The 22,314-nt window shown below is 46.6% G+C and carries 21 protein-coding genes; 10 read left to right on the plus strand and 11 right to left on the minus strand.

Annotated features, from left to right (window positions below; genetic code table 11):
- Positions 1-329: 329 nt before the first annotated feature.
- Positions 330-875: an NADPH-dependent FMN reductase gene (locus QUB35_RS03860; protein WP_333139625.1), complete on the plus strand. Its 546-nt coding sequence runs from the start codon at positions 330-332 to the stop codon at positions 873-875.
- 289 nt (positions 876-1,164) lie between these two features.
- On the opposite strand, the gene QUB35_RS03865 is transcribed toward QUB35_RS03860, so the two are convergent.
- Positions 1,165-1,395, minus strand: coding sequence for a hypothetical protein (locus QUB35_RS03865; RefSeq protein WP_006635545.1), 231 nt, complete (start codon positions 1,393-1,395; stop codon positions 1,165-1,167).
- 132 nt (positions 1,396-1,527) lie between these two features.
- Here QUB35_RS03865 and psb32 point away from each other — a divergent pair, with 132 nt between their 5' ends.
- Positions 1,528-2,250, plus strand: a complete 723-nt coding sequence (gene psb32 / locus QUB35_RS03870) for a photosystem II repair protein Psb32 (RefSeq protein WP_333139540.1) — start codon at positions 1,528-1,530, stop codon at positions 2,248-2,250.
- Between the two features lie 58 nt (positions 2,251-2,308).
- Here psb32 and QUB35_RS03875 read toward each other — a convergent pair whose 3' ends face one another.
- Positions 2,309-2,692 (minus strand): DUF4346 domain-containing protein, encoded by a 384-nt coding sequence (locus QUB35_RS03875; protein ID WP_333139627.1) that lies wholly within the window; start codon positions 2,690-2,692, stop codon positions 2,309-2,311.
- Between the two features lie 261 nt (positions 2,693-2,953).
- Between QUB35_RS03875 and dcm the strand changes: the two genes are divergently transcribed.
- Positions 2,954-3,988, plus strand: coding sequence for a DNA (cytosine-5-)-methyltransferase (dcm, locus tag QUB35_RS03880; RefSeq protein ID WP_333139542.1), 1,035 nt, complete (start codon positions 2,954-2,956; stop codon positions 3,986-3,988).
- Here the strand turns inward: dcm and QUB35_RS03885 are convergent.
- Positions 3,975-4,217 carry a hypothetical protein gene (locus tag QUB35_RS03885; RefSeq protein WP_333139544.1) on the minus strand — a complete coding sequence of 81 codons (243 nt, stop codon included), beginning with the start codon at positions 4,215-4,217 and terminating at the stop codon, positions 3,975-3,977. The genes dcm and QUB35_RS03885 overlap by 14 nt on opposite strands.
- A gap of 485 nt (positions 4,218-4,702) precedes the next feature.
- Here QUB35_RS03885 and QUB35_RS03890 point away from each other — a divergent pair, with 485 nt between their 5' ends.
- Entirely contained in the window at positions 4,703-7,216 is a 2,514-nt protein-coding gene (locus QUB35_RS03890; protein WP_333139546.1) for an FG-GAP-like repeat-containing protein, read from the plus strand.
- Positions 7,217-7,768: 552 nt separating this feature from the next.
- Here the strand turns inward: QUB35_RS03890 and QUB35_RS03895 are convergent.
- Genes QUB35_RS03895 through QUB35_RS03905 form a run of 3 tightly spaced genes read right to left on the minus strand, consistent with a single transcriptional unit; the run spans position 7,769 to position 10,584 of the window.
- Positions 7,769-9,577, minus strand: a complete 1,809-nt coding sequence (locus tag QUB35_RS03895) for an aspartate kinase (protein ID WP_333139548.1) — start codon at positions 9,575-9,577, stop codon at positions 7,769-7,771.
- A gap of 29 nt (positions 9,578-9,606) precedes the next feature.
- Entirely contained in the window at positions 9,607-9,738 is a 132-nt protein-coding gene (locus QUB35_RS03900) for a hypothetical protein (protein WP_333139550.1), read from the minus strand.
- A gap of 51 nt (positions 9,739-9,789) precedes the next feature.
- A complete protein-coding gene (locus QUB35_RS03905) occupies positions 9,790-10,584 on the minus strand; it encodes a Uma2 family endonuclease (RefSeq protein WP_333139552.1) in 795 nt (264 codons plus the stop codon).
- 111 nt (positions 10,585-10,695) lie between these two features.
- On the opposite strand from QUB35_RS03905, the gene QUB35_RS03910 reads away from it, so the two are divergent.
- Both QUB35_RS03910 and QUB35_RS03915 read left to right on the plus strand, forming a co-directional pair.
- The gene (locus tag QUB35_RS03910; protein WP_333139554.1) at positions 10,696-11,355 is read left to right on the plus strand and encodes an HAD family hydrolase; all 660 of its coding nucleotides are present in this window, start codon (positions 10,696-10,698) and stop codon (positions 11,353-11,355) included.
- Positions 11,356-11,762: 407 nt separating this feature from the next.
- Positions 11,763-15,104, plus strand: coding sequence for a PAS domain S-box protein (locus QUB35_RS03915; protein ID WP_333139556.1), 3,342 nt, complete (start codon positions 11,763-11,765; stop codon positions 15,102-15,104).
- Positions 15,105-15,284: 180 nt separating this feature from the next.
- Here the strand turns inward: QUB35_RS03915 and QUB35_RS03920 are convergent, their stop codons facing one another.
- Positions 15,285-17,642: an iron uptake porin gene (locus tag QUB35_RS03920; protein ID WP_333139558.1), complete on the minus strand. Its 2,358-nt coding sequence runs from the start codon at positions 17,640-17,642 to the stop codon at positions 15,285-15,287.
- A 171-nt stretch (positions 17,643-17,813) separates the two neighbouring features.
- Here QUB35_RS03920 and QUB35_RS03925 point away from each other — a divergent pair, with 171 nt between their 5' ends.
- Both QUB35_RS03925 and QUB35_RS03930 read left to right on the plus strand, forming a co-directional pair.
- The gene (locus QUB35_RS03925) at positions 17,814-18,545 is read left to right on the plus strand and encodes a sucrose-phosphate phosphatase (RefSeq protein ID WP_333139561.1); all 732 of its coding nucleotides are present in this window, start codon (positions 17,814-17,816) and stop codon (positions 18,543-18,545) included.
- A 577-nt stretch (positions 18,546-19,122) separates the two neighbouring features.
- A complete protein-coding gene (locus QUB35_RS03930) occupies positions 19,123-19,476 on the plus strand; it encodes a DUF6464 family protein (protein ID WP_333106534.1) in 354 nt (117 codons plus the stop codon).
- A gap of 40 nt (positions 19,477-19,516) precedes the next feature.
- Here the strand turns inward: QUB35_RS03930 and QUB35_RS03935 are convergent, their stop codons facing one another.
- The 3 genes from QUB35_RS03935 to QUB35_RS03945 all read right to left on the minus strand — a co-directional run bounded on the left by QUB35_RS03935 (position 19,517) and on the right by QUB35_RS03945 (position 20,621).
- A complete protein-coding gene (locus QUB35_RS03935) occupies positions 19,517-19,678 on the minus strand; it encodes a hypothetical protein (RefSeq protein ID WP_333139563.1) in 162 nt (53 codons plus the stop codon).
- Positions 19,679-19,887: 209 nt separating this feature from the next.
- Positions 19,888-20,307 (minus strand): late competence development ComFB family protein, encoded by a 420-nt coding sequence (locus tag QUB35_RS03940; RefSeq protein WP_333139566.1) that lies wholly within the window; start codon positions 20,305-20,307, stop codon positions 19,888-19,890.
- A 5-nt stretch (positions 20,308-20,312) separates the two neighbouring features.
- Positions 20,313-20,621, minus strand: a complete 309-nt coding sequence (locus QUB35_RS03945; protein WP_333139568.1) for a DUF1830 domain-containing protein — start codon at positions 20,619-20,621, stop codon at positions 20,313-20,315.
- A 232-nt stretch (positions 20,622-20,853) separates the two neighbouring features.
- Between QUB35_RS03945 and QUB35_RS03950 the strand changes: the two genes are divergently transcribed.
- Positions 20,854-21,009 carry a hypothetical protein gene (locus QUB35_RS03950; protein ID WP_333139569.1) on the plus strand — a complete coding sequence of 52 codons (156 nt, stop codon included), beginning with the start codon at positions 20,854-20,856 and terminating at the stop codon, positions 21,007-21,009.
- A gap of 33 nt (positions 21,010-21,042) precedes the next feature.
- Positions 21,043-21,210, plus strand: coding sequence for a hypothetical protein (locus QUB35_RS03955; protein WP_333139571.1), 168 nt, complete (start codon positions 21,043-21,045; stop codon positions 21,208-21,210).
- 615 nt (positions 21,211-21,825) lie between these two features.
- On the opposite strand, the gene QUB35_RS03960 is transcribed toward QUB35_RS03955, so the two are convergent.
- Positions 21,826-22,212, minus strand: coding sequence for a response regulator (locus tag QUB35_RS03960; RefSeq protein ID WP_333139573.1), 387 nt, complete (start codon positions 22,210-22,212; stop codon positions 21,826-21,828).
- Positions 22,213-22,314: the final 102 nt, after the last annotated feature.

The raw sequence follows: 22,314 nt of genomic DNA on the forward strand, positions 1-22,314 counted from the left end.
TCCTCAAGAAACCGGGTTTTTTACGTAATCTGCGGGCTATAACCAAGGATTTTGCTCAAAAAACCCGGTTTCTTGGCTCCGTCGGTAAATCTCAAATCTCAAATCGATGGATTTTGCTCAAAAAACCAGGTTTCTGGGTTCCGTCCGTAAATCTAAAATCTAAAATCGATTGATTTTGCTCAAAAAACCCGGTTTCTCGGCTCCGTCGGTAAATCTAAAATCTAAAATCTAAAATCTAAAATCGATTGACAGTTGCCGATCGAACTTGCTATGTTAATCATACTCGTAATGAGTACGCTTTAGTCAAGCAGTTATTGTTTTTAAGCTTTATGGTAAAAATTGTCGGCATTGGTGGAAGTTTGCGGGCTGGCTCCTACAGCCAGTTAGCGTTGAAGGTGGCAGCAGAACGGGCCGAGGCCCTGGGCGCGGAAGTTGAAATATTCGATTTGCGATCGCTCAATCTGCCCTTCTGCGACGGTGAGAATGATTATCTCGATTACCCGGATGTGGAAAAGCTGCGAAATGCGGTTAAGGAAGCCGACGGCTTGATTTTGGCAACGCCGGAGTATCACGGTAGCGTCAGCGGTGCTCTCAAGAATGCCCTGGATTTGATGAGTTTTGAGCATTTGGACGGGAAAGTTGCGGGTGCGATTAGCGTTTTGGGAGGGCAAGTTAACAGCAACGCACTCAACGATTTGCGAACCATTTTGAGATGGGTGCACGCTTGGGTAATTCCCGAACAAATTGCGATCGGACAAGCTTGGAAAGTTTTTAGTCCTGATGGTACATTGTTGGATGAAAAACTGTCTGAAAGGTTCGACGAATTTGCTCGGAGTTTAGTGGAAAATACGCGGAAATTGCGAGGAATTTCTTAGCAGACGGCTTGCTTTCGCCAGTAGTCATTGGTAATTGGGAATTGGGAATTGGTAGTAACTAACCAATAACCAATAACTAATGACTATTGGTAATGGGTAAGGAGTAATTTGTATTGGTTATTGGCAATTGGTAATTTGTAGCAACCAACTACTGACTACTGACTACTGACTACTGACTACTGACTACTGACTACTGACTACTGACTACTGACTACTGACTAATGACTACTGACTACTGACTACTGACTACTGACTACTGACTACTGACTACTGACTACTGACTACTGAGTTAAAATGGCATATCGATCATGTCTCCGAAAGGATGGGGTACGTCGATCGGCATTCTTCCGGGTTTTGACTCATATTTGTCTATCCACTTTTTGGCCAATTCCAAAGCTTCCTCCTCTGTCTTGGCATTTTGGACGGCGACGTGGCGGTTGCCGCGGCTATCCCAAACCTCGACGTAGAAGACTTTCTGGGATTGAATAATCCAACCTTTATAAGTGTCTGCTGGTTCCATAGTTAGAATCCTAAAATAATCGGGCGGGGAGTTCCACTGGCGAGCTAATTGTAAATATTGCCCTGCATAAAATGAATTTTACGGGGGTTTCTATAGTATTTTTGGAAAAAAGTCAGTTTTACGGTTAACCTCATGACCAGACTCCTGAAGCAATTATTTAACTGGAGAAAATATCTCCAACCTTTAGCCGCGGCGATCGCGATCGTCCTAATCGCATCCCAGATGGCGGTATTGCCGGCATTGGCGACTGGCGTTTACGAAATACCGGTGTTGTCGGCGGGCGATCGAACTTGGGTGTTCGACAAAGGCGACGTGCTCAGCCGCAGCAGCGAAAGCAATATCAGCAGCGTGCTCGACAACCTGGAAAACAAAACAGGGAAACAAGTCCGATTTGTCACCATCCACCGCTTAGACTACGGCGAAACGACAGCCACTTTCACCGACCAACTGTTTGAACAGTGGTTTCCCGCAAAAGAGGACCAGACTAATCAAATTTTACTCGTTCTCGACACTGTTACCAACAGTGCGGCAATTCGGACGGGGGAAGGGGTGAAATCCCTGCTAACCGATGAAATTGCCCAGAGTGTGGCTGGGGAAACCGTGCAAGTGCCGCTGCGGGAAGCCAATAAATACAACGAGGCATTTGCGGCTGCAAGTACGCGCATTGCAACTGTTTTGTCGGGCGAACCCGATCCGGGTGCTCCTGAAGTTGTTGACAACATTCAAGTTGAAGGCACGTTTAAAAAAGCTGAAGAAACAGACCAAGGCAATGCCACAGTTGTTGTGGTTGTGCTGTTGGTATTGGCGACAGTGATTCCGATGGTGACTTATTTCTGGTATCAAGGTTTTTCGTAATCGGTGCTGCTAAGTCCGATAAGTTGCCATTTTGTCCAGAAATTCTGGCAGGGCTGCACTAATCTTGAACGTATTCTCGATCGCTCAACAAAGCAATTTCTGCCCGTACAAATTCCCGTCCCAGATAAGCCGCGTGATCTAACATTGTCACCGGGCTGGGGCGGGTTTCTTCTAGAATTTTGACACAAAGTTCTTTGGCGGTTCTGCCGGTAAAAAGTGTGACCTCAGTGCGTTCTACTTTGCCACGGGCGGGGATGGGTTTACCAGTTTCGGGATCGATGGCGAGGCCTCGATCGTCGATGATGTTGGTGAAATGTTTGGCACAGATTAAGCTGGTTTCGCGATCGAGATAAATGATGAAGTAGCCGCCCGGATCGAGGTCGATGTGGCGTTTGGATAGCTTGTCATCGATTGCGGTCAGATTTTCCAAGGTTTGACTCATGGTTGGTGAAAGGAAGTAGATAATGGCTGTATTTTGTTTTGCTATTTCTAGTTTAGTCGGCGGCGGGACAAGTTTGGGAGTTTTTGGGCGATCGACATTCTCGGCGATATCTGTAGACACGGCAATGCCCTGTCCGGCGCGGGGTTTTTGTTTAAATTAGTATTCTGAACCGCAGAGAGCGCAGAGAACGCAGAGTGAAAGAAGAGAGAGAAACAAAATATGTTAGGATTGGCTTTAGTAAGATTTAGTATTAAATTATAGATGAAATTTATAGATTTGTTTTCAGGAATAGGAGGTTTCAGACAAGGGTTTGAAAAAATTGGCTTTGAATGCGTTTTTTCCTGCGAGATAAACAGCAAATGCCGACAAGTTTACACAGAAAATTTCGGTGAGGTTCCTTTTGCCGACATCAGTAACATCAATCCCGCCGATTTAGCAGACTTTGATATTTTAGTCGCCGGGTTTCCGTGCCAACCTTTTAGCATTTGCGGCAAAAAGCTCGGTTTTGAAGATACTAGAGGCACGCTATTTTTCGAGATTTGTAAAATTATAAAAATCAAGCAGCCTAAAGTTATCGTTCTCGAAAATGTTAAGCACTTAATCCATCACGACAAGGGAAATACCTTAAAAATAATTATTGCCAGTCTTGAAGATTTGGGATACAGCGTGAATTACAAAATGCTGAATGCTAAAGACTTTGGAATTCCGCAACATCGTGAAAGAATATTTATTATTGCAACTCAAGGTAAAGAATTCAATTTTTCTGGACTTAAAAGCAAGTTTCCTCCCCAACTTAGGGAATTTCTAGACGAGACAGGGGATTTTGAAATATTGGACAAATCCGAGTATACTTTAATTGAGTCTCCGAGAAAGCAAGATTCGGGACTTTTGTTTGTAGGTTACAGAAATAAAGGTACTTGGAAAACTGGCGTGAGGCCGAATACAGAACATTTATCGAGAGTTCACAGACAGCCTAATCGAATTTATTCGGTAGATGGAGTGCATCCGACAATTCCTTCGCAAGAAACATCGGGCAGGTTTTTTATCTACATTCCTGAGCAAGATATGGTGAGAAAGTTGACGCTGAAGGAATGTTATCGTCTTATGGGTTTTCCGGAAGATTTTAAGAGTTATCCAAGTGCGGGGGAAAGTTACAAGCAAATTGGGAATTCGGTTTGTGTACCGGTGGTGGAGGCGATCGCCAAAGAAATATTAAGTCAAAATTTATTGTACGATCAAATGAAGGAAGTGCCATCTGATGCACTCCGAAAACATTTATCGTTCATGCTTCATTAAACCACTTTAGCCGCTGGACTAATATTGCCGCTGAAGTAATATCTTTTGAGCCATATTCCCCAGTCACATGATAAATGTAAGATTTTTCATCGGCATTAATTGGGCAGATCAAGCGTACTGCCCGATCGGAATTTGTATTTTCCCAAGCAAGCCAAATACTACCTTTCTTATTTGGAAGTATTGTTTGAGGCTTTTGGGAAACTGTTTCCCATGCTATCGTATGCCTCAAAAACTAACTTCATCGCTGTCCTGAAAGCATATTCAGTCGGTCTTAAAATTCCGTAGTCATCCTCTTATTCTAAATCTAAAATTTCGATCAAACGTTCGATAGTGACGCGGAAATTTGATAAACCGCTATTGCTATTGCTATCAGTAATATGTTCCTTAGCTACAGTCATAAGATTAAATCCCTTAAGTCGATCGCTAATTTGATGGTGAATTACGTGAGTGTCACACTCAAATCAACTTGTAGGGTGCCGGGCGACGAAGTTCTAGGGCGATTATTCAGGGTCTCTGATTCCGCGACACCCTACTAATTGGGTCAGTTGACCTTAGTCCTATTTATGCTAACACAGCCTGGGACAGGCTCAGGGCGGGGAAAATCCCAAATTAAAAATCAAAAATTAAAAATAGATTGACTTAGTTCAAAATTCCTGTAATATATAAAATATTCATCAAAATTTATACATAAATAAAAATTAGAGAGGTCGCAATTTGAACTTCTCCCGTAAAGATGTATCGCTAAATACGAACCCACTGTCAGTGACGGTGACAGACTTCGATCGAGATGGCAAACCAGACTTAGTTGTACCGAATTTAGGCAGCAATAGCATCTCATTGTTTGCTAATTCTGGCTCCGGAAACTTTGCTTTAAAATCTAACGAATCCGTAGGAAGCGCCCCCACTATCGTTTTAGCTGCAGATTTTGTTAGTGGAGACAACCGACCAGAACTCTTGGTAGCTAATAGCGGAGACAGTAGCATATCATTTCTGTTAAATACTAAATCTGGATACATTAAATTTCCTGCCTTTAGCTTTGGTAATCTGCCTTTTCCAGACGCGGCGATCGCGGCTGATTTCGATGGAGATAATAAACTAGATTTCGCTGTCGTCAATGGGACAGGGAATGTGGTGGCTGTGATGCTAAACCGTGGTTTGAGCTTTATTTTGCAGCCAGCCATTCCTGTTGGCAGCAATCCTCTGGCGATGACGGCGATCGACTTTAATGCTGATGGGAAAATCGACTTGGCGGTAGCGAACCAAGGCAGCAATAATGTTACATTGCTGCTCAATGCTGGTGGTGGCAACTTGACAAAACTGCCAGATATAGTTGTTGGAAATTCTCCCCAGGCGATCGCCACAGCCGATTTTAATGGTGACAGCTTCCCTGATTTGGCGATCGCGAATGCAGGTAGCAACAGCATTTCAGTTTTGTTGAATTCTCAGGGTAGCAGTTTCACCAAACAGCCAGATATTACTGTTGGTAATTCTCCAAGCTCGATCGCCACAGGTGACTTTAATGGCGATGGTTTCGCTGATATCGCGATCGCAAATACAGGCAGCAATAGCATCTCTGTACTGCTAAACTCTGGTTCTGGCAGCTTTACGAAACAGGCAGACATTCCAGTAGGCTCGCGTCCCTCCTCAGTCGCGGCGGCTGACTTCAATGGTGATGGCAAACTGGATCTTGTTGTGGCGAATGAGTTGAGCAAAAGCTTCACAGTGCTGATCGATGAGGGTACTCCAGAGCCAACTCCAACACCGGTGACAACTCCAACACCGGTGACAACTACAACACCCGTGACAACTACAACACCGGTGACAACTACAACACCCGTGACAACTCCAACACCGGTGACAACTACAACACCCGTGACAACTCCAACACCGATAACAACTCCAACATCGGTGACAACTCCAACACCGATAACAACTCCAACACCGGTGACAACTCCAACACCGATAACAACTCCAACACCGGTGACAACTCCAACACCGATAACAACTCCAACACCGATAACAACTCCAACACCGGTGACAACTCCAACACCGATAACAACTCCAACACCCGTGACAACTCCAACACCGGTGACAACTCCAACACCCGTGACAACTCCAACACCGGCACTAATATCTGTAGTAAATCCAACGCCGATATCAATTCCTACACTACCTCTTACCCTCTCAACCACACCCACTGAAATTACTCTGCCATTAAATTTCCTCGATCAGAGTCAGATCGAGACGATAATTCCCGCATCCGTACCGACTCCCGCACCCGCACCGACTCCTGCACCCGCACCAGTACCCGTACCGACTCCCATTCCTGCACCCGCCCCAACGCCCGCCCCAACTCCCATTCCTGCACCCGCCCCAGCGCCAACACCCATACCGACTCCCGTTCCTGCACCCGCCCCAACGCCCGCCCCAACACCCATTCCTGCACCCGCCCCAACGCCGGCCCCAACGCCCGCCCCAACACCAGTACCCGCCCCAGCACCTGTACTTTCTATCAAAACCCCTCTCCCCAATGCCACCGATAGTGGCGAACCGACAGGAATCCCTGAAAATCTACGCGGAGAAGGGTTTTACCTGCTAACAGACGGATCTGATACTGCCATTCCAGAAGTTGCCGCCAAGACAGGAATTTCTGCTTTGTCGGGTAATGACTTTCTCACCGGTACAGAAGATGACGATCCGATCAATGGCAATCAAGGGGCAGATACGCTAGCCGGAGTTGGCGGCAATGATATTTTGCTTGGCGGCAAAGGTTCTGATTTTCTCGACGGCGGTTCTGGCAATGATTTTCTCAGTGGTAACAATGATAATGACACCTTAGTCGGAGGAGATGGTAATGATGTTTTGCAAGGTGGCAAGGGAGATGATATTCTCAATGGCGGTGCTGAGGATGACGTATTAATTGGCGATTTTGGTCAAGATATTCTCATTGGCGGTACTGGAAATGATGCCTTTATTTTTGCGGAGAGTCAGGCGATCGCATCCATTGAGCGGGCTGATGTAATTATCGATTTTTCTAAGGGTGATGCTATTGGTTTGAGTGCAGGCATTGCCTATGCTCAACTGTCCTTTGAGCCGGTGTTATTACAGATTGATAGTGGGATGCCAGTGGCTTCTGTTGCGATTAAATTTAATTCTGATTATTTAGCGATCGTCTTTGATATCGATGCTAGCTATCTAACTGCTGATGTTTTTTTCACTACCTCGTAGATTATAGATAACTCGGCGCTTGAAGCTTTGTTCTATGCTACCGTGGTGTCATATCAAATCCGTTGACATCGGAATTATTCATCTCTCTTCTCTCTTCTGGAGAATCTGCGATCTTTGCGCCCTCTGCGGTTTAATCATTCCCATACAGGCGGAATTGATATCAATAACTGCTCGGCCCTAAAAAAGAAGGATTATCTATTGACTTTGGTTGATTTATTGTGGTATATTTTAGATAATGGGAGTGGTGGCAAAAATAAAATTTTTGCCACCACTCCCATTATTAAATTGTACTTGATTAAATCCTCGAAGTCAAGTGTTTCACCCTAAAAAAAAGGGCGATTTTTTTTATATCAATTAAATAAAATTTGAAGGACTGAATTCCTTACTACGAATCTCGAAGAAAGGACTAATACCAAATGCGGCTTAAATACCCCGTTCATTTCTTAGTCTGCGGAGGCAGACGAAAGTTTGTGTAGGATTGGTTTCAACCGCCGAATCATAAAGGGGGTGAAAAACTCGGATTCGGTATAAAGTCCTGACTAGAAACCTTAATTACGCTGGAACTTGGATTTTTTCAGTGCCGGCAAGTTCAAAAGCTGCGTGAATTGCCTTCAAAGCAGTTACTCCTTGTCCTTCATCCACAACGCAGCTAATTTTAATCTCGGAAGTGGCAATCATTTGAATGTTGATTTGCTGGCGGGAAAGCGCTTCAAACATCTTTGCGGCTACTCCCGGATGCGCTACCATCCCGGAACCGACAACGCTAACTTTGGCTATTTGTGTATCGACTGCTACTTCGCCCCATCCGAATTCTGGGGCGGCTTTTTCGAGGACTATTTTAGCAGCTTCGGCGTCAATTTGTGCGACTGTAAATGCAATGTCGCGAGTTAATATGCCGTCGATATTGTGGCAGCGCTGCGACTGAATGATCGTGTCTACGCTGATATTTTCCTCGGCTAAAAGTCCGAACAGTTTTGCTGCTACTCCGGGTCGATCGGGCAATTGGCGAATTGCTAGACGCGCTTGATTGAGATCCAACGCAACGGCGCGGACTGCAGGCGGTTTGTGGGAGGATGAACGCAGCCCAATAGGGGAGTTGGCGACATCAAATGCTTTGCAGAGTTCAGCAACGGCCCGATCGCAATCTTCAGCATCGATCGCACAACTAACTTTCACCTCGGATGTGGAAATCATTTGAATGTTAATTCCCGCATCCGCTAAAGTCTTAAACATCTGCGCCGCTACCCTCGGACGACCGATCATTCCCGCACCCGCAATGCTAACTTTAGCTATTGGCCGCTCTTCTGCTTTCACTTCCGGTTCTCCCAATTCAGGGCGAGAATTCTTGCCGAGGGCGGGGATAATTGCATCTGCAACGGCGGTGGCTTGTTGCAGAGATTTTCGCGTCACTGTGAAGGCAATATCGTTAGTATTTCCTTCATGAATTGACTGAATAATTAAGTCTACATCGAGGTTTTGTTGGGCGATCGCACCAAACAACCGCGCTGCTACGCCGGGGCGATCGGGCAAACGCAGTAGCGACACCCCCGCCTGATCTAAGTCAAATTCCACCGCATCCACCGCTTTTGCGAGCTCCAAGCCCTCCAAAGGCCGGGGTTGCGGGGGTGGGGACACTACACGGGTACCGGGGGCGTCACTCCAGCTAGAAAGCACTACTAGGGGCACGCCGTAATTCTTGGCAATTTCTACCGCGCGCGGGTGGAGGACTTTTGCGCCCAAACTCGCCAATTCCAGCATTTCGTCGCAAGTGATTTCGTCCATCAATTGCGCGTCGGCAACCAAGCGCGGATCTGTAGTCAAAATTCCGGGCACGTCGGTATAAATTTCGCATCTGTCGGCGCGCAGCGCTGCGGCCAAGGCTACTGCGGTTGTGTCGGAACCGCCACGGCCCAAGGTGGTAATTTCCAATTCTCCGGCATCGGCGATGCCTTGGAAACCCGCAACCACAACGACTTTACCGCTTTTTAACTGGCTTTCAAGCCGATTCGGATCGATTCGCAAAATTCGGGCGCGGGTGTGGGCGGCTTCGGTGACAATGCCGACTTGGGCGCCGGTGAGGGAAATGGCGGGCTGTCCCATTTCCTGCAATGCCATGCTCAAAAGTGCGATCGAGACTTGTTCCCCAGTGGAGAGCAACATATCCATTTCCCGCTTGTTGGGATTTGCGGAAATTTCCTTGGCGAGTTTAACTAAACCGTCGGTGGTTTTGCCCATCGCCGAAAGTACGACAACCAGAGAGTTGCCGAGCTGTGCTGTTTTTACAACTCGTCGGGCTACTTCCAAAATGCGATCGACTGTACCAACCGAGGTTCCGCCATATTTCTGAACAATTAGTGCCATAGATTCTACACAAAGCTACAAAATACTTATCAAATAATACAAGCAGCTTCTGGATTAGAAGTGGTAATTTTTAAAATTCCCATACAACAAACCGGAGAAAAGAAAAAAATATCTGCGTAAACGATGAAAATATGTGGGTATGGGTGGGTTTTACCAGCCATTTAAGTCTCTCACACCAATATTTTAATAAACCCGCCCTCTTGAGTCTGATTTTAGCCTCCTTCTAGCTCTCGCAAACGCGCTTCTAAAGCTTGAATTCGCTGCTCGGCTTCTATTCGCTTTTGCCGTTCTTGTTCTGCTTCTGACTGCGCTTGTTCGACTGCCAATTCCGCTTGTTCAACCCGTTCATCAGCGGCCAGCAGCAAATTCCCCTCAGCATCCCACCAGCGCATCCAAGGCAGTTCTACGCCCTGATAAACCCCTTGCCAAATGCCTAATTCCAATCCCATTGGCTCGATTTGGTAATGTCCGCGCTGATTTTCTGACATTAACTCAAATCTATCTTCTACCAAATGATAGCATTCTATTTTGGCTTTTTTAACTTCATAAATTCCGTAAAAAGCAGGTCGAATAATCCGCTCGTAAATCCAGAATTTGCCTTTTTTTGGAGTTTTATCTCTTTCTTCGCTGCCATCTCCAGAGACAAATTCTAGTATGATTAACGGCGGCATTAATTCTTTCCACATTACATAGGAACGCCGCATATTTCCGTCGAGAGTTGGCGGCACGTCGGGGACGTAAAACCAATCGGGTGCTTCAGCTCCTCTGGCTAGGGGTTCTGGGGGTTGCGGGACTCGCCAATAAATGCCGGAATCTTGACCGATACAATATTGTCCGTCGGGATGAAGTTGGTCTAAAATGGGTCGAACAGATGTTGTTAACAGGATGCTTTGAGGGAGTTCTTGAAAGTTTTTTACAAAAGTACCGTCGGAATCTGGTAATTGAGTGTGGTCTGGGAAATCTGTAAAATCTGTTACTAGAAGTTCGGGTTTTTCGGTGACACTCATGTTGACCTCTTGAATGTTAAAAAATTATACTTATAATTGGTGAAGGAGAGATTAATTATGCTATTATGTCGTGGCAAACCTCCGATTGCTATATAGAATATTTTAAATAATATGAGTCAGTACAAGTTAATTGTTTTTGACTTCGACGGCACTTTGGCAATTACTCACAAAGCTATTGTATTTTGCTTTACCAAAACTTTTGAAAGTTACAATATTGCCCCGCCTGCTGCTGATACTATTATAGGTACGATCGGCATCAATTTACCAAATAGTTTTAAAATCCTCCATCCGGCGATCGCGGAAAGTGCAATTCCCGAATGGGTTGAAACTTACCGCTCTTATTATCGGACGGAAGGTGAAAAGCAGGTAGAGTTATTTACCGGGACAAAGCAAGTGTTGCAGTTGGCGCGTGAGTCGGGATTGAGCCTGGGAATTTTCAGCAATAAACACGTTAGTTTTGTGGATTTGTTACTGCAAAAACTGAAAATTCACAGTTTGTTTGATTTAATTTTAGGTGACAACGGAGAAATAATTATGAAACCAAACCCGGCTGTTTTTCACTCGATTATTAAACCGCTGTTCCCGGAGTTGGATAACAGTCAAATTTTAATGGTTGGCGATACAGCGATTGATTTGCTGTTTGCTAAAAATGCTGGGATAGATGTTTGTTGGGCGGCTTACGGATATGGCGATCGCGCTCAGTGTCTTGCCCTAGAACCGACTTTCGCGATCGACGATATTTCAGAACTTGCTGTGTTCGTTCAAAATTAATTTTTCCTCGGTTTGTTTTAGAGAAGAGTTTGACTCATTTAACTATAAAGTATTTAATTATTTTTTTTACTCGAGCCGGATAATGTAGTTTTTATTTAATTAAAAAAATAAATGAACGAAATTGTAAGCCGCCCAAACTCGGCCAAGTAAACCATACCAGAGATAGAGTTATCGCTGGAACAACTATTATAAATTAACAACTAGGATTCCTTTGAAGGTAGAAGGCAGAAGGCAGAAGGCAGAAGGAAAAAAAACCGAGGGAAGCCAGATTTTATTTAGGTAGAATTTACCGCCCCAATTCTGCATGATAGCCTTTTAACTTCAGCCTTCGGAAAACAGACAATTTTGTTAAACTCTAGGGTGTGCTGGCAGTCGGTATCTACAATAAACTCAATTTATAGAAACTCATGCAGATAGATATAAGCATTCCTTCTGAAACGCTATCGCCGACTCGTACTGGCGGCACACCGAATTTAATAGAAGAAGTCTGGAGGCTGTACGATCGCGCCCTGGCAGCTACCAGCAACGGCATCGCGATCGCGGACGCTACCCAGCCGGACAAGCCTATAGTTTACTGCAACGGGGCTTTCGAGCGGATTACAGGCTACAATCGCAGCGAAATAATCGGGCAGAACTGCCGCTTCCTGCAAGGCCCGGATACCGATGGCGCTGCCGTCGATCAAATCCGCGTGGCCCTGAAAGAACAACACGACTGCAAAGTAGTTCTGAAAAACTACCGCAAAGACGGCACCTCCTTCTGGAACGAACTCACCATTTCGCCGGTGCGCGACAGCAGCGGGCTCGTTACCCACTTCATCGGCGTCCAAGCTGATATCACCGATCGTAAACAAGCAGAAGAAGCCCTCAAACAAGCCGAGGCAAAATACCGCAGCATCTTTGAAAACGCCACCGAAGGCATATTTCAAACCGCCCCAGACGGGCGCTACCTCAGCGCCAACCAGGCACTCGCCCGAATGTACGGCTACGATTCCCCGTCAGAACTGATCGCCAAATGTTCGGCAAAAAACCTTTACGCCGATCGCACCCGCCGCGCTTCCTTCATGGCAGAAATCAGCCAAAATGGCTCCCTGAAGGAGTTTGAGTCCTGCGTCCGCCGCAAGGACGGCAGCACTACCTGGATCTCGGAAAACGTGCGCGAAGTCCGCGACGAAGATGGCGAGATCCTTTACTACGAAGGAACAGTCGCCGAAATCGTCGCCCGCAAAAAAGCCGAAGCAGCCCTGCGAAATCAAGAATACTGGCTGAAAACCGCAATCAACGCCGTCCCCGACGCGATCAACCTCACAGACAGCGAGGGGCGCTGGCTGATTGCCAACGACTGCGCCCTCCAACTTTTGGGCTGGGAAACCGCAGACTACCAGGGCAAAACTACTGCCGAACTCGCTACCGCCGCCGATCCGAGAGTCAGAGAAATCCTGCTAACTTGGCAGGAAACCGACGAAACCACCTGGCAAGCAGGCACTCTTACCTCCACCCGCCAAATTGTCCCCTTGCCCACAGGCGGCAGCAATTTGTTTGAAGTGCGGAAAGTGCCACTGTTCAACCCCGACGGTTCGCGCAAAGGTTTGGCAGTGGCGGGGCGGGACATCACGCAGGAAGTGGCAGCGGATGCAGCTTTGCGAGACAGCGAACAGCGGTTTCGGGCAATTTTTGAACGCGCTGCGATCGGCATGGTAGTCGCTACCCTCGAAGGTGTTGCGATCGCCACTAATCCGGCATTTCAAGCTATGCTGGGGCGATCGGAAGCTCAACTGCGGGGTCTCGGCCTCGACGACTGCGCGCACCCGGAAGACGCACAAACTTCGCGCGAGTTGCGCCAACAGTTGGTCGCGGGCTCCCGCGAAGCTTACCAAATCGAGAAGCGCTACCTCCGCCAAGACGGCAGCATCAGGTGGGGACGCCTCAGCACATCTGTCATCGACAGCAGTCAGGGAACCCCACAGTTTATTTTGCAAATGGTAGAGGATATTACCGATCGCAAACAAGCCGAGTCAGCTTTGTTCCAAAATGAGGCTAAGTGGCGATCGCTAATTCTCAACAGTTCCGACATCATTACTATTCTCGACGCCAGCGGTCGCATTGTTTACGAAAGCCCTTCTGTAGAAAGAGTTTTAGGCTACGAACCCGATGAAGTCGCCGGTCAAATTGCTCTCGATTTGATCCACCCTGACGACCTGCCCTCGGTGATGTCCGACGGCGAAAAACTGATCGCAAATCCAGGCGATCCGATCGCCCTAGAAGGTCGGTTCCGGCGCGCTGACGGTTCTTGGTGTTTTCTCGAAGGTGTCGGCATCAACTTGCTAGCAGACCCCGCTGTGAAAGGAATTGTGATCAACTCCCGCGACATGACGGCGCGCCGGCAAGCAGAGTACCGCCTCAGCAAAATCAACGAGTGCTTTTTGGGATTCACCACCGACGCCGCTGATAACATCCAGCGCCTGACATCCTTAGCCGGCGAGCTTTTGGGCGGAAGCTGCGCCATCTACAGCCGCGTCGGTGACGGTCTGCTGCGCGCGATCGGGACTTGGCAAGCGCCGCCGGACTACCCGCTAGTCGATCGCGCCGAGGGTCACATCTGCACCGACGTATGCAGCAAAGGAAGCGATCGGGCTGTTGCCATTCCTGACTTGCAGAACACGATCTACGCCCAAACCGATCCCGCTGTCATCCGCTACCAACTGCGAAGCTATCTGGGACAAGCAGTGCGGCGGGGCGACAATTACGTGGGTGCGGTGTGCGTTGTCAACACTGAGTCGATCGCGCCCACAGAAGCCGACTGCAAGCTGATCGGAATTATTGCCGGGGCGATCGGAGTTGAGGAAGAACGGGCCGCCGCCGCCGATCGCGATCGGCAAAAATCCCAAGAACTGCAAACAGCTTTGTACGAATTGCAGCAAACTCAAATGCAGTTAGTACAAACCGAAAAAATGTCTTCCCTCGGACAGGTGCTAGCAGGAATTGCCCACGAGATTAATAACCCAGTTGGCTTTGTCGCCGGCAACCTCTGCCACGTCCGAGGCTACGTTCTAGACTTATTAGAAATCGTGCAAGTATATCAAGAAGAGTACCCAAATCCCCCAGAAAAACTTCAGCAACAAGCCGATGATATAGACTTAGAATTTCTAGCAGAAGACCTGCCCAAATTGCTCAATTCGATGCAGACCGGATGCGAGCGCATTGTAGAAATTATTCAAACTCTCCGAAATTTCTCGCGGGCGGACGAAGCGAAAATCAAGACTGCCGACATTCACGAAGGTTTAGAAAGTACCTTGTTAATGTTGAACACCCGGCTGAAAGCCAAGGCCAACTGGCAGGGCATTAAAGTGATTAAAGAATACGGAGAACTGCCCCAAATAAACTGTCATCCCGGACTCTTAAATCAGGTATTTATGAATGTATTGGCAAATGCGATCGACGCCTTAGAAGAAAGCTGCAGCCAAGCACAAGACACCGGAAATACTATCTTTCCTACTATTACCATTCAAACTGAAACGATTGATGACAAGAGCATTTTAATTCGGATTAAAGACAACGGTCAGGGCATTCCCGAAGATCAGATTGTGCGTTTGTTTGACCCATTTTTTACCACAAAACCCGTAGGTAAAGGCACAGGTTTGGGTTTATCAATTTCGCACCAAATTGTCGTTGAAAAACACAACGGCAAATTGCAGTGCCTCTCCGGACCCGGTAAAGGTAGTGAATTTATCATCGAAATTCCAATTAAGTAGAAGGAAAAAGGAACAGTGCTGGACGCAGTACGATATCCAGAAACCGGGTTTTTTGGAAAAACCCGGTTTCTTTTGGCTGCAACGTGGGTATCTTGTAGGGTGCGTCGCTACCAGATTTTCTATTTTAATTGCAGATGGGAGGGTAGCGACGCACCATACGGTATCTATTTATTCTGGAAATTAAAAACTAAACTGAGTCCGCAAATTCCCCACAAAAATTGTCGGGTTGTTATCGAAATTGTTGGCATTCCAGATCGCATAAAATGCCGGTACGAGCGAAATATTCTCGGTTACAGGCAAATAATAAGTGGCTTCAATTTCGTACTGTTTGCCACCATTCCCCCCGCCCGAAACCAGAAACCTCCGACCGCCAGTAACGTCAAAAGGTACTAAAAATGAGGCGGTAAACACAGCTCCTTTTTTGAATAAATCAGGAAGTGCAAATCCTAACATATAAGATTGAGTTTTGATCGTGCCGTCGGGTCGGTCAGTCTTGGGAAATATATTGGTTTCGGCGTAGCCGTAGCGGCCGAAAAGACCGAAACGGCGGCTGAGCGACCAATCGAAATTAAAGCTATAAGTATTGGCAGTAGCATTGCCGAGACGGCCACCGAAACCGTCATCTGCCAAACCGTTAAGGGGCCTGCCATTCGGTGCTCCGATTAGCCCGCCAATTTGCTGGATGTTGGAACGGCTGTACAAAAACCGCAAGTTTGCCCGATCGCTCGGACTGAATGTTAGTTCGGCGGTACTCGTATTTGTCCCACCAAACAAGCCTTGAGACGGATTGGAAGCGGAATTAAACACCGAACTGGGCAAAAATTCCATACTCTCGCCCAAATAGCCTAAACGCAGTTTCAATCGGCGGCTGATATCCCACAAAGCCAAAGCACCTGCGCCGCGTTTGGTAGCAGTTAACAAAGTGCTATTGTTAGAATTAAAACTGCTCGCACCGTCCACGAAAAAGCTAAAATTATTGTTGTCAAAGTAGCGGTAGAAATTAATTCTGGGGCCGATTACTAATTGCAAGCTGTTGCTAACCGGGAACTGATAATAAAGTTCTCGCAGGATAACTTCATTGGGATTCACCCCCGCAGTCTGGTCGAGAAAAGGAGTGCCAAAGGTATTAAAAAGACCCGGAGAAGTATACTGATTTGCTGGTGAATTTCCGTTACCTACAGCTAGCTGTGTAACCAATTGGTCTTTGCCTGTAAAAGAAGTAGTGAGGGTTAACCAAATTAAGTGGCTGAAAGCAATTTCTGGGTCGTCCACTCTCTGCACGATCGGTCTGTTGGTGACAGGATCGCGTCCGGCTACTCGATCGAGCGGAGCAGCATCTGCATTTATTGCTTCAACTCGGACTCCCTTGTCCGCAAAAGCTCCACTCAGGTTAAACCAAGCAAATCCGTTGAGTTTAGTAGTAGTTGAAAATTGGTTGGCCTCCAATTCGGCCGTGCGGGCTTCTAAAGCATCTACTCGACCGCGCAATGTAGCTAATTCGGCTGCAAATTCTTCTTGCAATCTTTGCAAAGCAAGTAAATCTTCTCGCTTGACTAAATTCCCAGTAGAACCGCCAAGTTGTTTGGTAATTTGGTCTAAGCAAGCGTTTAATCCGGCGGCGAATTCATACCGAGTCATTGCTCGATTGCCTCGGAATGTGCCGTCTGGATATCCCGCAATGCAGCCGTATCTTTCTACTAGGGATTGCAAGGCTTGAAAAGCCCAATCTGTCGGCCGCACGTCGGAGAGTTGGGAAACAGAAGTGACTTGTGCTGCGTCTTCTTGTATGCTGAGGTCATCAGCGGTGCCTGTCTCGCTGCTGATGTCGGCAACTTTGCTGGCTTCAGCAACTTGTTGAGACTGAGGAGAGTTTGCAATTTCTAACTTCTGTGGAGGCAATTCGCGAATTGCCTCCGTTATTTCTGGGGTTGTTGTTGCACGATCGACTGTTGCTATATCTGTTTGGGGTAAAGCACGATTCACCCATGCTGCATCTGTTGGGGGTAAAGCACGATCGACTGTTGCTATATCTGTTTGGGGTAAAGCACGATCGACTGTTGCTATATCTGTTTGGGGTAAAGCACGATCGACTGTGGCTGCATCTGTTTGGGGTAAAGCGCGATCGACTGTGGCTGCATCTGTTTCGGGTAAAGCACGATCGACTGTTGCTATATCTGTTTGGGGTAAAGCGCGATTCACCCATGCTGCATCTGTTTGAGGTAAAGCGCGATCGACTGTGGCTGCATCTGTTTGAGGTAAAGCGCTATTCACCCATGCTGCATCTGTGTCGGGTAAAGCACGATCGACTGCGGAGTTAGTCTCTGCGGTAATCGCCGCTAACTGCGGTATCTCAATATTACCTGCTGCCAGCGCTGCGTCTGGGGTAGCCGTAGGGACGGCACTCGCTTCTAGCGCAACTTCTGGAGTTGAGGTATCCTGAATTTGAGCTGTTGCGGAGATCGGCCCCAAAGGCACTGCCGCACCAGAAATCAAGAAAGACAGCCAAAAAGCTTTAACCGAGGTTGCATTATTCACCATAAAACTCACACCACTTGTGGAAAATTAAATCTGGCCAAGCTTAACCGATAAGCTTGCTTATAAATGTATTTTTTTTAACAAATTCTTATAAATAGTTAAAACTATTTTAGGAAGCGCTCGATTCCCCATCACTAATCACTGATGACTACTGACTCCTGACTAATTCCCCAAATGAAGTTTTTATTAGTTACAGATTTAGACAACACGCTAGTCGGAGATGACGAAGCAACTCAAGTTTTAAACCAGCGCTTGCAATCACAGCGATCGCAAATTTGTTTGGTTTACGCTACCGGGCGTTCTTATGCTTCAACTTGCGAATTAATTGCCCAAAAGCAACTGCTAGCACCGGACTATTTGATCGCAGGTGTAGGCAGTGAAATTTACAAAGACGGAACCCTCGATTTAGATTGGGCGGAATATCTTTCTCAAGGCTGGGATAAAATGGCGATCGCCTCTTTAGCGCAGCAGTTTTCCCAGCTTAAACCCCAATCCCCAAAAGAACAAAATCCTTGGAAAATCAGTTATAGTCTGGAACCAGCAGCAGAAAATAGCTCGACTGTCCAGGCTTTGCAGGAAAAGTTAACTGAATCGGGACTGCCAGCTCAAATCATTTTTAGCAGCAATAGCGATGTGGATCTTTTACCGCAAACTAGCAATAAAGGCAATGCCCTTACTTATTTACAAAAACGCCTACAAATTCCATCTGAGGCAACATTAGTTTGCGGTGATTCTGGCAATGATATCAGTATGTTTGAACAGGATGTCCGGGGAGTAATCGTCGCTAATGCTCTCTCAGAACTCTTAGAATGGCATCGCGAATGCGGCACTGAAAATCATTATTTAGCTGGTTCTGCTTGCGCTTGGGGAATCATGGAAGGAATGGCATATTTTTGGGAATTTTGATTGCCAAAAAATCGGTTTGATTTGTAGTGAGAAGTGAAGGCCTCATACAAATCAGAGGACTGAAGTCCTCACTACAAACGCACCCGAAGCACCCCAAGTCCTGCAAACCGTTGTTAAAATCTGTTGAGGAATCTCAACCGCGTATCGATCGAACCTGCGAGTTGCGATACCATCAGCGTGTACTGCTTTATACAACCTAATCGAACTTAACTTTAGTTACCTCAAGCGAGTTGAAGTTTATTTCCTAGCCTGTTGGGTGGAACTCACATCTTGCACCATCCTCAAGAACAGGCAAGATGCCTGTTCCACAAAAGATAAATTTTATTGTGGAACAGGCATCTTGCCTGTTCAGAAAAGGCTAATTGAGAATGGTGCAAGATGTGAGGCTCAACGTAGTGGAGGGAGTCGGCTATCCCAAGATAAGTCGCCTATTCCTCGATCGCCAAAAGTTATATAGTTAAGTTGAGCGCCTAAACCTAAATTACTCTCTCTATAAAAACTTATCTTTCTAGATGAACAAGATGTAGGTTGAGTCAACTATTTGCCCCTTTAGTTCAGTTCGCCAACGCACCGCCACATGGAACAAAATACTTTACCCGTAGAGGTGATTCTCTCTCACCCCCGCCAATATTTAGGTAGCCTGCGGCTGGATTGGACGCCACAACCGGGGAACTATGTAGATTTAGAGGGACAAACCTACGCTGTTTTGGAACGCCACCACCGCTATCAACTCAAATCCGGCCGCTACCGACTGCAAAAAATTGCCCTGTACGTGCAGTCGGCCACACCGCCGACGGAAAGAACTTTTGTAAGCGGCATCTGGGTTATCGGAGATGCTAGCTGTCGCTTTAATGCTCGATCGGAAATTCTGCGCTGTGCTGTCAATCCCAATGGCCCGTGCAACTGCTGCTGCGATTACCAAAAGTCTTGAACCATCAAGTCAATCGATTTTAGATTTTAGATTTTAGATTTTAGATTTTAGCAGGGAGCATCTCATATTTGTAAAAATACTTCTTCTGGCTCCTTCCTTCTTCTGGCTCCTTCCTTCTTCCTCTTTCCTTCTTCCTCTTTCCTTCTGCCTCCTGCCTCCTGCCTCCTGCCTCAAAACTCCAATTTCTAGCGGAGGGCTGCAAAGGTGAGATGCTCCCTTTAAGCATTGACCCCACGGATAAATTCGGGGGCGCCTTTATCGGATACAGGTTTTTTATTTCTGGGTCCTGAGTCTGCTTTCGGAATGAATCCGGGGGCCTGTATCCTGGATGCTTTCGGTCAGTACACAATTCCACCTCGCCCAACCGAGAGTGCCGAGAATCTCGGCGTCTCCCTCAATTACCAGAAACTATCACAACCAACTAGCAACTCTGGAATCAAATTTAACTTCTTCAGGAACGCGGTAATCTATCTTCTGATAGCTGTGGAGCACGTCGCGAATGCCAGTATGAATCAAATTTTCTATGTGCAGCAACTGTTCTGAAGAACAGCGAACCTGAACTGTTTGGTTTGACGCAAACTCGCCGGAGTCGATCGCAGTATATCTATTAGGAACTCGGCTGAGCACATAAGCAATTAAATCCTGTCGCAATCCCGAAGGCGAAAAAGCTTGTTGGTATGGGTGCTTCGGATAAGACTCCAAGATAATTTCTACTTCCTCTGTGACTACAGCTAAGGTAATATTGACAAGATTTTTCTGCATTTTCCCCGTCCCCAAACACTCGTTAACTAATATTTTTGTGGCCGTTCTCGATCTCGTCTGATTTCTCATGAATTTTAACCCGCTAATACCCCCAATCGTTCTTCGGTCATCACCAGCTCGAACTCGGAACTTACCTCTTCTATAACCCGCAGCACGTAGCAGGGAATCTTGTCCGATAAAATAGCACTTGGCGCCGTACCAGTGTGAATTTCTAAGACTGCTTCTGCCGCAGCTTCAAACATCAGTCGCTGTCCCGGAAACATCACTCTTTCAAAGTACCAATTAGGAATGTTCCCAATCCGAACCACCTGAACTTGGTTGCTAACATTTGCGTAATAGCACAGAATCTGGTTGTTACCTTTATAAGATAGCTGATCAGACATTTAAAAAATCTCCACACTCTTTCTAAAACTTACTGAGACTTGGCCTTGCCTGTTAGTAGCAATTACGAGTTTGGCTCTTGTTCAAACGACCGACTTATTTTTGGGGTGTTATTCGAGAGCGCGAATCACATCTTCAGTTATTAATTTTTGTAGCATTTAGTTATCCTGCCAACACTTAGAGGACTGGCGCAGAAACCCGGTTTTTCCCGGTATAAAACCCGGTTTGTTTGGTATGCAGGGCCTAGATCCTGACTTATTTAGGTTGGTTGTGCTGTGGCACGAGTTAATCGAAAGTACCGTCACTGCGCTGAACTCTCCTGACAACAGGTTCGCTCTTTGGCAGCGGAATGGTGCTGAGAGTGCGATCGACCTTGAGATCCAGAGCTAGGAGTAAACTTTATCTAAAAAATATGAGGAAATTATGAAGACCATCATTTTTTTTGATAAATATACTTTTGCTCAAGCAGGGATTACAACACTTAGGCAAAAACCGGGTTTTTTAGCCAAAAACTTGGCTGCATCTGTGCTCCGGGGTGAAAAAACCAGGTTTCTGAGGGAACTCGGCGTAAATCTTGGATTAGCAAGCTGAAACCGGGTTTTTTACCAAAAAACTTCGCTGCATCTGTGATCTCGGATTAAAAAAAATCGTTCTTGAGGCCCATCTGTGTAACTTCTGGAGGAGTTATTCTGCCTGTAAATATGGTATTAGCCGATCGGCTTTGCGGGTAACAAAAAACCCCGACTCCCTGAGATCATCTCTAGAACTTCTAGGGAATCAGAGTTTAAATTAACCAATCACCGATCCATCTCAAAGCTAAATCAAAAAAATGAGGAAATTATGAAAATAGCAGGAAAAGCTAGAACTTTCCTGGACGCATAAACCCGGTTTACTAAGATAATTGCGTAATTTTCGCAAGAATCAAGAGAATGAGAAAGCGGATTTTCGATCGTCATCCGGCTTTAATGCCCCCTTTATTCTGTCGTCGGGCTGGGCCGACTTTGTTTGTCTATAGCAACCCTAAATCATTTGCCTAATTATTGTAGGGGCAATCCCACGCCCGGTTGCCCCGATAGATAGGGGGTAGGCACGGGGAGTAGGGGTAGCACTACCCCTACAAATTTACATGAATGATTTAGGATTGCTATAGTAGCGGTTTCAAATGCCGAGTTTGAGCGGCTATCTGCGATCGCATTTTCCCCCAATTTAAAGCAACGGTTCCCAACCCAGAATTTCCGCCACTTGCTGTGCCAAACTCAAAGGATCGAAAGGCTTTGCAATCACCCCCGCTACCCCCAAATCAGCAAATTCGCTCAAATCCATCGCCTGCACCTTAGCCGTCAGGAAAATCACCGGAATCCCGCGAGTAGCCGCATTGTTTTGCAGCAAACCAAACAGAGTAACTCCGTCCATATCCGGCATCATCACATCTAGCAGAATAGCGTCAGGGAGTTGAGTTTCAGCTAAAAGCAATCCTTGGCTGCCGTCGGGCGCGCTTAGTACCGTCCAGCCGCCTAAATGCTCCAGACAGGCCTGAATCACGCTGCAGAGGTTTTTTTCATCATCGATTACCAAAATGCGCTTTGCTGACATAATTAAAACTCAAATTTTAAATAAATCATGGTAAACCGAAAAAGGACTTACGCACGCTGCCTCCTCAACCGGGTTTCTTGACAGATATAGCAGAAAGAAGAA

Origin of the sequence: Microcoleus sp. B13-B6, assembly GCF_036705405.1 — a bacterium.
Lineage (GTDB): Bacteria > Cyanobacteriota > Cyanobacteriia > Cyanobacteriales > Microcoleaceae > Microcoleus.